This is a genomic window from Psychrilyobacter atlanticus DSM 19335, assembly GCF_000426625.1.
In the GTDB taxonomy this organism is placed as follows: Bacteria; Fusobacteriota; Fusobacteriia; order Fusobacteriales; family Fusobacteriaceae; genus Psychrilyobacter; species Psychrilyobacter atlanticus.
The window spans coordinates 1869803-1881635 of sequence record NZ_KE384547.1 but is presented as its reverse complement, the minus strand read 5'-3'; the positions used below and the strand labels follow the sequence as shown (position 1 = coordinate 1881635).

At 33.5% G+C, this 11833-nt stretch carries 10 protein-coding genes; all 10 read left to right on the top strand.

Translation table 11 applies throughout. The features are described from left to right. The first annotated feature begins 170 nt into the window (after positions 1–170). The 10 genes from K337_RS0109490 (at position 171) to cobU (ending at position 11814) form a co-directional block, all read left to right on the top strand. Entirely contained in the window at positions 171–1211 is a 1041-nt protein-coding gene (locus tag K337_RS0109490) for a TetR/AcrR family transcriptional regulator (protein WP_028856402.1), read from the top strand. Positions 1212–1321: 110 nt separating this feature from the next. Then, a complete protein-coding gene (uvrA, locus tag K337_RS0109485; protein ID WP_028856401.1) occupies positions 1322–4147 on the top strand; it encodes an excinuclease ABC subunit UvrA in 2826 nt (941 codons plus the stop codon). A 134-nt stretch (positions 4148–4281) separates the two neighbouring features. Further along, positions 4282–4539, top strand: a complete 258-nt coding sequence (rpsO, locus tag K337_RS0109480; RefSeq protein WP_028856400.1) for a 30S ribosomal protein S15 — start codon at positions 4282–4284, stop codon at positions 4537–4539. A 97-nt stretch (positions 4540–4636) separates the two neighbouring features. After that, a complete protein-coding gene (locus K337_RS0109475; RefSeq protein WP_028856399.1) occupies positions 4637–5803 on the top strand; it encodes an ABC transporter permease in 1167 nt (388 codons plus the stop codon). A 71-nt stretch (positions 5804–5874) separates the two neighbouring features. Then, positions 5875–6564 carry an ABC transporter ATP-binding protein gene (locus tag K337_RS0109470; protein WP_028856398.1) on the top strand — a complete coding sequence of 230 codons (690 nt, stop codon included), beginning with the start codon at positions 5875–5877 and terminating at the stop codon, positions 6562–6564. Positions 6565–6658: 94 nt separating this feature from the next. After that, complete coding sequence (locus tag K337_RS0109465) at positions 6659–7564, top strand: phosphate butyryltransferase (RefSeq protein WP_028856397.1); 906 nt, start codon at positions 6659–6661, stop codon at positions 7562–7564. A gap of 32 nt (positions 7565–7596) precedes the next feature. After that, the gene (gene buk / locus K337_RS0109460; protein ID WP_028856396.1) at positions 7597–8664 is read left to right on the top strand and encodes a butyrate kinase; all 1068 of its coding nucleotides are present in this window, start codon (positions 7597–7599) and stop codon (positions 8662–8664) included. A 320-nt stretch (positions 8665–8984) separates the two neighbouring features. Continuing rightward, on the top strand, positions 8985–9530 hold the full coding sequence (gene hpf, locus K337_RS0109455) for a ribosome hibernation-promoting factor, HPF/YfiA family (RefSeq protein ID WP_028856395.1): 546 nt from the start codon (positions 8985–8987) through the stop codon (positions 9528–9530). Between the two features lie 158 nt (positions 9531–9688). Beyond that, positions 9689–11182 carry a cobyric acid synthase gene (locus K337_RS0109450; protein WP_028856394.1) on the top strand — a complete coding sequence of 498 codons (1494 nt, stop codon included), beginning with the start codon at positions 9689–9691 and terminating at the stop codon, positions 11180–11182. Between the two features lie 77 nt (positions 11183–11259). Continuing rightward, a complete protein-coding gene (gene cobU, locus K337_RS0109445; RefSeq protein WP_028856393.1) occupies positions 11260–11814 on the top strand; it encodes a bifunctional adenosylcobinamide kinase/adenosylcobinamide-phosphate guanylyltransferase in 555 nt (184 codons plus the stop codon). Positions 11815–11833: the final 19 nt, after the last annotated feature.

Below are 11833 nucleotides of genomic sequence, written 5' to 3'. Positions count from 1 at the left end.
GTTGGTACCTATATATGTGTAATTTTAAAATATTCATTCTTTTCCATTCTAATTCACTATTACATTCTACTCTTTTTTTTATAAAAATTAAGAATTTATTTTAAAAAATACTGGAAAAAGGAATGAAATTAAATTTTGGTATATTTTATATGGAGGAGGTGATTAGTAGGATGGAAAATCAAATTATGATTAGTGGGAAAAAATTGTTCTATAAAAAAGGTTATTTTAAAACGAAGGTCTCTGATATAACAGCTGATATAGGAATATCTACGGGTAATTTCTATACTTACTATAGCTCCAAAGAGGTACTTTTGGATAAAATTTTGAGGGAACAATTGAATGTTTTAAATAGGGAATTTAAGATAGCTGTAGATATAGATGGAAATTTACCGGAGATATTAAATAATTTTTTTATTACAACGATTAATTTTGTAAAAAATATGAGCCCGCTGTATATTTTGAAGGAGGAAGTTGAGGGAAATATCAATAAATTCAAAGATTCAACTATTAAAATAATAAGGGAATATGATGTGATTTTATCTCACTATATCAAGATAATTATCTTGAAAGAATCTGTAAATTTAAAACAGTTAGATATAATAGTATCTCTTATAAATATTCAAACCAAAACATATATAGCCCACCTTATAAAGGAGAGAAAATTAGAATATTTAAATGCTAAAAATATGAAAAAAAAGGCTGAAATCTTGACGTCGTTATCCCTTTCAACCTGTACTATATTTAATTTGAATTTTGAAAACATGAACAAATATGACAGTTTAACAGGAGTATATTCGGAGGAATATTTCATTAATTTTTTGAAAGAATTAACCTTAGTTAATGAGATGGATGATACAGCTTTGTTTTTGGTCTATCCGCTGAGGTTAATAACGAATAAAAAAGATTTCTTTTCAGATTCAATATTAAAGGGAATATCTGATATTTTGAAAAAATATACAAAATCAGATGATGTTATAGGTATTCTAAATAAAATATATTTTATTATATATATGAAAAAAATAGATGGCGGAAAAGTTAGAGAATCTATTGAGGACAGGTTGAAAAAGATGTTTGAAAAGGTAGAGGAGAAATATTCTAATGGAGGAGATTGTGCAATACAAATAGAATTTATCTCTCTGAAAGAATCGATGTCTTACACTATAATTAAATCAAAGATAGATGAAATTATATATGGTGAAACAAAAGAATAAAAACTAAGGGGGTCTAAAGGTTATTCTTTTTGCCCCTTTTTATTTGTAAGATTAAATGTGAATGGTGTAAGATAGTTGTAGACATAAAGATTATAAAGAAGGAGGAAATTGTGAATAATAAGATTATTATTAAAGGAGCACGAGAACATAACCTTAAAAATATAAATTTAGAGATACCCAAATATAAATTTGTAGTTATTACAGGGGTAAGTGGCAGCGGAAAATCATCCCTTGCCTTTGACACAATATATTCTGAGGGGCAGAGAAGATATGTAGAGAGTTTATCAGCCTATGCCAGGCAGTTTATCGGGCAGATGACAAAACCGGATCTAGACAGCATAGAGGGGTTGTCTCCTGCAATTTCAATTGAACAGAAAACAACCAATAAGAATCCAAGATCAATAGTAGGGACTATGACCGAAGTATATGATTATATGAGGCTGCTCTATGCTCATATTGGGACGGCATACTGTCCCATATGTAATTCTCCGGTAAAAAAACAGAGTGTAGATGAGATTGTAGACACTATTATAGAGAAAGGAAAGTTAGGGGATAAACTCCTCCTCCTGTCTCCAGTTATAAAAGACAAGAAGGGTACTCATAAGAATTTATTTATCAATTTAATAAAAAAAGGATTTGTGAGAGCCAGAGTAGACGGAGAGATCCTGTATTTAGAAGATGAGATAGACTTAGATAAAAATAAGAAACATAATATAGAGGTAGTTATAGACCGATTGATAATAAAAAAAGAAAATGAATTTTTAACTCGGCTGACAGATGGGATAGAGAGTTCGATCGGATTATCTGAAGGCAGAGTCATAGCCAATGTAAATGGTATAGATCATTCATACAGTGAAAATTTTACCTGTCCTAATCATGAGGATATAGAAATACCTGATATCAACCCTAGATTATTTTCTTTTAATGCTCCTTATGGAGCGTGCCCAGAGTGTAATGGATTGGGAAAAAAATTAGAGATAGATGAAAATAAGCTGATTATAGATGAAAATAAATCTATTAATGATGGAGGACTTTATATACCTGGAGCTTCAAGTGCAAAGGGGTATGTATGGACGATATTTTCTGCTATGGCAAAAGCTTTTAAGATAGACCTAGATAAACCGTTTAAAAAACTGACAAAGAAAGACAAAAATATCATATTTTATGGAAGTTCTGGAAAAAAATTCAAAGTTGACTATATTGGACGGGAATTCAGCTATAATGGGATGAAAAATTTTGAAGGAATAGTTAAGAACTTAGAGAGAAGATACTATGAAACCAATTCTGAGTCTATGAAAGATGAGATAGAGAACAAATACATGATGCGTAAAATCTGTAACAAATGTCACGGGAAGAGGCTCAGAGACGAAGTTTTGTCAATTACAATTAATAAGATGAATATAATGGATGTGAGTTTTTTAAGTATAAAAGACTGTTTAGTATTCTTCAATGAACTAATTCTGAATCCTAAGGAAGAAACTATCGCTAAAGATATATTAAAGGAGATAAGAGAACGTCTTAACTTTATGATAAATGTAGGTTTAGATTATCTGAGTCTTGCCCGGGAGACAAGAACGCTATCTGGAGGAGAATCCCAAAGGATTAGATTGGCTACTCAGATTGGAAGTGGATTGACAGGGGTACTCTATGTATTGGATGAACCGAGTATAGGTCTTCATCAGAGGGACAATGATAAATTGTTGAAAACCCTTAATAGACTTAAAGAATTAGGAAATACTCTGATAGTGGTAGAACATGATGAGGATACCATGATGCAGTCGGATTATATCTTTGACCTAGGGCCCGGGGCTGGAAGGTTTGGCGGGGAGATAGTGGCTAAAGGGACCCCTAAACAGATTATGAAGTCTAAAAAATCTCTTACTGGAAAATATTTAAAGGGAGAGATAAATATAGAGGTTCCTCCAAAAAGACGTAGATCCAAAGAATATTTGGAATTATTGGGAGCTTGCGGGAATAATCTAAAAGGTATAGATGTGAAAATACCACTGGGGATAATGACAGCTGTTACAGGAGTCAGCGGCAGCGGAAAATCTACCTTGATCAATCAAACTCTATATCCTGTACTGTTCAATAGTTTGAATAAAGGGAAGTTATATCCATTGAACTATAAAAAAATAAAGGGATTAGACCACCTAAATAAGGTGATAGACATAAATCAAAGTCCAATAGGCCGGACTCCCAGATCAAATACAGCTACTTATACCAAGATGTTTGATGATATTCGTGGGATATTTGCTGAAACTCATGAAGCTAAACTTCGTGGATATCAAAAAGGAAGATTTTCATTCAATGTAAAAGGAGGAAGGTGTGAAGCCTGCCAAGGGGCGGGGATCATTAAGATTGAGATGAACTTCCTGCCTGATGTTTATGTGGAATGTGAAGTGTGTAAGGGGAAAAGGTATAATCGTGAAACTCTAGAAATAGAGTATAAAGGAAAGAATATCTCTGAAATTTTGGATCTCAGTGTAGGAGATGCTTATGGACTCTTTAATAAGATACCGTCTCTGGAGAGGAGACTAAAGGTATTGATAGATGTAGGATTGGATTATATAAAATTAGGTCAGCCTGCCACTACCCTGTCTGGAGGGGAAGCACAGAGAATAAAGCTGGCAACCGAGCTGTCGAAGATGAGTAGGGGTCATACAATCTATATATTGGACGAACCTACTACGGGTCTTCATTTTGAAGATATAAGAAAGTTACTGGAAGTATTGAATAGATTGGTAGATAAGGGGAATAGTGTAATTATAATTGAACATAATTTAGATGTGGTGAAAACAGCAGATTATGTGATAGATATCGGGCCTGAGGGAGGAGACGGTGGTGGAGAAATCATAGCCATAGGAACACCTGAAGAGATAATAAAATCTAAAACTTCATATACTGGAAAGTATCTAAAAAAAATATTAGGTTAGGTAAAAATTTAAAACTTCAACTTTACAAAATGTGATTATTTTGTTATAATACTTTAAATTCATATCTAGGTTTTGGGGTGTCGCCCTTGGCTTGGTTTGGATAATTTAATTTTTAGGAGGAACAAACAATGGCAATGAGAACTAAAGCAGAAATCATTAAAGATTTCGGAAAAACAGCAACTGATACAGGATGTACTGAGGTACAAGTAGCTATATTAACTGAAAGAATCAATCACTTAACTGATCACTTAAGAACTAACAAGAAGGATCACCATTCTAGATTAGGATTAATGAAAATGGTTGGTAAAAGAAGAAGATTATTAGACTACATGATCAAGAAAGATTTAGATGGTTACAGAACGTTAATCTCTAAGTTAGGAATCAGAAAGTAATTAATTAGACAGGTCTTGGACCTGTCTTTTTTTTATTGTACAAACAGTTTTTATGTTGTATAATTTTGGTAACAGACGGAGGGTGATTAACATTAATATGATAGAATTTTTTATAGCTAAAAAGCATATTTTAGAGAGAAAAAGACAGAGTATAATAGCTATATTAGGTGTGGCTATTGGTGTAACGGTACTTACGGTTTCCATAGGAATAGCCAACGGATTAGATAAAAATATGGTTGACAGCATACTGTCTATAAGTTCCCATGTAGTGGCTACAAAGAATGGAGAAGCTATAGATGATTATAGGGAACTCCAGACCCAGATAGAATCGATAAAAGGTGTAAAGGGTGCAGTACCTCAGATATCCACCCAGGGGATCTTAAAATATAGTGGTATTTTTGGTTCATATGTTTCAGGAGTAAAGATAAACGGGTTAGATTTTGATGATGCCAAAACAGCCATGAATATAGATAAAAAAATAGTTGCAGGAACGATGGAAATAAAGAAACCTACAGAATTTCTCATAGGAAAAGAACTGTTTGATCAGCTGGGAGCAAAATTAGGAGATAGGATAACTGTGGTATCTGCCGATAATAGAGAGATGCATCTGACTATAGTAGGAGTCTTTCAATCAGGGTACTATGAGTATGACACTACTATGATAATAATTCCGCTCCGTGCAGTACAAATTTTATCCTATACTGGTGATACAGTCACTAGTTTAGAGGTTTTTTTAGATGATGTATACAGTGCCAACAAAGTAGCGGGACAGATTCAAATGAAAACCAATATGAGCACAAGAACTTGGGGAGATCTAAATAGAAATTTACTGGCTGCCCTATCCCTTGAAAAAACAGTGATGATACTGGTATTTTCATTGATTGTAATTATTGCAGGTTTTGTAGTATGGGTAATATTAAATATGCTGGTTAAGGAAAAAACAAGAGATATAGGGATAATGAGGTCTATGGGATTTAGCAGTAAAAATATAATGAGAATATTTATGTTGGAAGGACTTTTTTTAGGATCTTTTGGAATTGTAGTTGGACTGAGTATATCAGGAGGGATTCTTTGGTATGTAAAGGACAATGCAATAAATCAAATAACTAATATTTACTATTTAAACAAAATACCTGTAGAGATAACTTCTAAGGAAGTGTTGGTAATAGTTGCGGCAAATATAGTTATTATATTTTTATCTAGTATTTTTCCAGCTTATAAAGCGGCAAAATTAGAGGTAGTTGAAGCGTTGAAGTATGACTAAAAGGTAGAGGTTACTAAAGATTAAAAAAAATGCGGGTAAAGCAAAATGTTTGAAAAAATAGGAGATGAAAGATGTCTGATATAATATTAAAGATAGAGAAGTTAAACAAACGTTATAAGGATAAAAAAAGAGATATACAGATATTGAATGATTTGGATTTTGAGATAAACAGGGGAGAATTTGTTTCAGTACTTGGTAAATCCGGTTCAGGGAAAACTACATTTTTAAATATGATAGGGATGTTAGATAAACCGGATTCTGGAGATGTTTATTATGCAGGTAAAAATGTAAGTGTGGCACACAGCTCAAAGATAGACCTTTTAAGAAATGAGATGTTAGGATTTATATTTCAATTTCATTACCTCTTACCGGAATTTTCAGCTCTTGAAAATGTTATGCTGCCGGGACTTATAGGGAAAAAGAAAAATCGTGAAGAAGTAAAGAAAAAAGCCGTAGAATTACTTACAGAGATGCAGTTAGGGGAAAGATTAGATCATAAACCTACCGAGCTGTCTGGTGGAGAAAAACAGAGGGTAGCGATAGCACGGGCAATGATAAATGAACCTAAGATAATATTAGCCGATGAGCCTACAGGAAATTTAGATGAAGAAACCAGTGAGGTTATCCATGATCTTTTGAGAAAAATCTGTAGGGAAAAAAATCAAACGATAATTGTGGTGACTCATAGCACAGAACTAGCAAACATAACAGATAAAAGGTATCATCTGACCAAGGGAAAATTAGAGCTAGTAACTGATTAATTAAAAAGGGATTACGAATTAAAATCTTATAATTACTCCACTTGGAGTAATTATAGGTTTTTAGTTTGTATGAAATATAACCGAGGGGGGCAAGATGAAAAATTTTGAAGAAATACTATCTAAGGCACAACAGCAAGGGGAAAAAAAAGTTATTTCTGTAGCTGTAGCTCAAGATAGGGAGGTTTTATTATCTGTAGAGGAAGCTAGAAAAAAAGGTGTAGTAGATGGAATATTGGTAGGAGATTCTGCCAAGATAGAGAAGGTCGCGAAAGAGCTGAACATAGACCTGTCTAACTACAAAATTATCGACAAAACAGATGATGTAGAAGCTGCTAGACAAGCTGTAATAGAAGTATCTAGTGGAAGAGCAGATATGTTGATGAAAGGATTAGTGGATACAAGTGTAGTTTTAAAAGCTGCATTAGACAGGGAAGTTGGTCTTAGAGGAGACGGAATACTATCTCATGTTGCTGTATTTGAAATTGAAAATTATGACAGATTATTTTTTATTACGGATGCGGCGATGAATATAGCTCCAGACGTGGAAGCTAAGAAAAAAATAATAGATAACTCTGTAAAGGTAGCTCGTGCATTGGAGATAGAGGTTCCAAAGGTGGCTTGTATTTGCGCTAAAGAAAAAATGAATCAAAAAATGCCAGATACAGTGGATGCACATGAATTAGAAGAGATGAATAAAAGGGGAGAGATAGAAAATTGTATAGTAGGAGGACCTTTTGCACTAGATAATGCCGTATCATTAGAGGCTGCTAAACATAAAGGAATCGATCATGAAGTAGCTGGAATGGCGGATATTTTATTGGCTCCAGATATCGAAGGTGGAAATATCTTATATAAATCTATATCTTATTTTGCAAGATCTAAGGGAGCAGGGTTGATAGTAGGAGCTACAGCTCCAATTATTCTTACTTCCAGAGCAGATAGTGAAGAAACTAAGTTAAATTCTATAATCTTAGGAGCAATGACAGCAGGAAAATTATAAATTTATATATGGTCCATAGGGGGGATAAAGAAATGAGTTACAAAATATTGGCAATTAATCCAGGGTCTACATCTACAAAGATAGCGATCTATGAAAATGAAAAGGAGATCTTTGAAAAAACTTTGAGACATACTAATGAGGAATTAGCACCATTTGAAAACATTTCAGATCAATTGGAGTTTAGAAGGGAAGTTATCTTAGATGCGGTATCTGAATCAGGTATAAAAATAGAAGAATTAGCAGCTATAGTAGGTAGAGGTGGATTGTTAAAACCAATTGCTGGTGGAACTTATGAAGTGAGTGAAGATATGCTGGCAGATTTAAAGGTTGGAGTATTGGGAGAACATGCTTCAAACTTAGGTGGAAGGATAGCTCATGAGATAGCTTCTACTATCTCTAAACCTTCATACATCGTAGATCCTGTAGTGGTAGACGAGTTAGATGAAGTAGCTAGAGTATCTGGTATTCCTGAATTAGAAAGAAAGAGTATCTTTCATGCATTGAACCAAAAAGCAGTGGCTAGAAGAGCTGCTAAAGAGATGGGAAAATCTTATGATGAATTAAACTTAATTGTTGTACATCTTGGTGGGGGAATCAGTGTAGGAGCTCATTCAAATGGTAGAGTTATAGATGTAAATAATGCACTGGATGGAGATGGACCATTTTCACCTGAAAGATCAGGACAGTTACCTATTGGAGATCTTTTAAAGATGGCTACAAGCGGTAAATATGATCTGGATTTCATAAAAAAAAGGATCAAAGGAAATGGCGGGGTAGTAGCATATTTAGATACCAATGATATGAAAGAAGTTACTGATAATGCTGAAAGCGGAGATGAAAAATCAAGTTTAATTGTAAAAGCTATGGGTTATCAAGTGGCTAAAGAAGTAGGAGCTATGGCTGCTGTACTTTCTGGAAAGGTAGATGCAATAATCTTAACTGGGGGAATCGCTTATTCTAAGAAAATAGTAGGGGATATCACAGATAGGGTTTCATTTATAGGAGAGGTAAAGGTATATCCTGGAGAAGATGAGATGTTAGCTTTAGCTGAAGGTGGTTTAAGGGTATTGACAGGAGAAGAATCTCCTAAAAAATACTAATATATATAATTTATTAGAAAAAGGGCTCCCACAATGGGAGCCCTTACTTTTATAATCTAGCAATTACACTCCCGATGGGTATCACCAAGATTTCTATTTAAATAAAGGTATTACTAAAGGATCTAAAAAAATATGAAATATACAAAAAAATAAAAATCTAGACTGTGCCTATCTGAATGTGATGTTACATTACTTATTTTTATATAGAAAATTTTTTTTTAAAATTAAAGTAGGAAAATCAAAAAAATGAGGTATACTTAAATTAAGAGGAACAGTTAAAACCTCTAAATACATAATTTCTAATAAAGGAAGTGAAGTCTATGAGAATGATTATAAGCGGGAGACATTTAGAAGTTACACCAGGAATAAGAGCGCATGCTGAGAAAAAAATAGGAAAAATCAAAAAATATTTTGATCAAATAGCGGAGGTGTATATCACTCTTTCAGCACAACACGTAAAAACAGGAAAAGTTCATACAGCAGATGTATTAGTTTATGTAAATGGTTCTAAAATAAAAGCTACAGTAGAAGAGGTAGATTTATATGCTGCTATTGATGAAGTAGTAGATGTACTTGAAAAACAATTGACTAAATATAAGGAAAAATTAAGAGACAATAAACATGCTAAAGCTCTTAAGAAATTTGACTATAATGCTGAGACTGGAAATATAACAAGGGAAAAAACAAGTAAGGTCATTCCTACTAAGATAATGGCTAAGCCTATGGAAATAGGAGAGGCTATCTTACAGATGGAAACAATGGGTAAAAAATTCTACATATTTATGAATGCTGAAACAGAGGAATTAAATGTAGTATATAAAAGAAGAGACGGAGATTACAGCCACGTAGAAGCTGGATGGGAATAGAAATAACTTAAAAGGGGTTAATCATACCGATTAACTCCTTTTTTTCTTGTTTTTATCACTGTAAATAAACCTTAAATCATGGTATATTTTGATATGTTATAAATATTTAAAGAAAAAATGAAATTTTTTAGTTTCGCTATAAGCGATGGGGGGAAAAAATGAAAGAACATAAAAATCTAATGGTTCAGGGAACAGCATCATCAGTGGGGAAGAGTTTGATAACTACTGCGTTATGCAGGTTGATATATAAGAAGGGGTATAGTGTTTGTCCATTTAAATCGCAAAATATGGCACTTAATTCATATATAACTGAAAACGGACTGGAAATGGGAAGAGCTCAAGTAGTGCAGGCAGAGGCTTGTGGGATAAAGCCAGAGGTATATATGAATCCAATATTACTAAAGCCTACCAGTAATAAAAAATCTCAAGTGATTTTAAATGGTAGAGTTGTAGAAAATATGGGAGCTGTGAAATATTCAGAGTATAAAGAAGGATTGAAAAAAGAGATCTTAAAAAATTATGATTATATAAAATCTAATTATGATGTATCTATAATTGAAGGGGCGGGTAGTCCCGTAGAAATCAACCTTACAAAGGGGGATATAGTGAATATGGGGATGGCCCATATGGCAGATTCACCTGTAATCCTAGTGGCAGACATAGACAGGGGAGGAGTGTTTGCAAGTGTAGTAGGAACTATGACACTTTTTAATCCTGAAGAAAGAGCCAGAGTAAAGGGGATAGTTATAAATAAATTCAGAGGAGATGTGAAGATCTTAGAACCTGGACTCAGACAGTTAGAAGAAATTATAGGAGTTCCTGTTTTAGGAGTAGTGCCTCACACAAAATTAGATATAGAAGATGAAGACGGAGTAACTGATAAATTTAAAAGAAAAACTATAGATAAAGACATAAGAATATCGGTGATAAAATTAAAACATATGTCCAATTTTACAGATTTAGATGCATTTAACCTATATGAAGATGTATCTATAAAATATATAGACAGGGTAGAGGATTTAGGGGATGAGGATATGATAATTATTCCTGGGTCTAAGAGTACAATAGATGATTTGAAAGAATTAAAAGAAATGGGAATAGCAGAGAAGGTAGTGAAATTAGCTAAGAGTGGAACTATAATATTCGGTATCTGTGGCGGGTATCAAATGCTAGGAGGTAAGATAGAGGATCCTCAGAAATTAGAGGGGAATGTCAGTGAAATATCCGGGTTAGGATTACTTGACCTTACTACTACTATGGAAAAATCAAAGAACACCCTTCAATATAATGGTGAAATATTAACAGATGACGGGTTATTTGACGGACTTTATGGTAAACCAATAAAGGGATACGAGATCCATCAAGGTATAACTAACGGTAAGGAAAAGGGAATATTTTTAGATGGAGAAAAATATATAAATGGAGTTATAAAAAATAATATAATCGGGTGTTATATCCATGGTATTTTTGATAATACTGAATTCACTCGTGGTTTTTTAAATAACATAAGAGCACAAAAAGGTTTAGATGGAATAGATGCTACAACTACTTTTGAGGAATTTAAAGAAAGAGAATATGATAAATTAGCTAAAGTTGTAGAAGAATCCCTAGATATGGAAAAATTATACAAGATAATAGGGGTATCCCGTTAATTGAAATGTCAGTCTATAAGTGATATACTAAACTAAAGCCATAATCTTTAGGTTATGCAAAGTATACAGGGGGAACAATGGGAAAAATTATATATATAACAGGAGGAGCTAGGAGTGGGAAGAGTACTCTGGCTGAAAGTATAGCTCTGAATAATTATAAAACGAGAACATACCTTGCCACAGCGATCCCATATGATGACGAGATGGTGGACAGGATAGATAAACATCTGATTCAAAGGGGAGAAAAATGGCAGACTGTAGAAGGATATAAGAATGTAACGAAACTTTTAGAGGGCAAGATAGAAAGTGATGTGGTTCTTCTAGATTGTCTGACTAATATGGTAAGTAACCTTCTTTTGGATAACCATGTAGACTGGGATATGGTGACTCCTTCAGAGGTGAACGAGATGGAAGCTAAAATAATCTTAGAGATAGATAACCTTTTGGCATGCATAAGTTCACACAGAGGGGATTTTATAATTGTCAGCAATGAATTAGGGATGGGGCTGGTACCGCCATATCCCCTGGGAAGATATTTTAGAGATATTTCAGGCAGGATAAATCAAAGAATTGCTGAAGAAAGCCATGAAGCTTATATGGTGGTTTCAGGACTTAAAGTTAAATTAAAATAGAGAATTAATAGGAGGAATG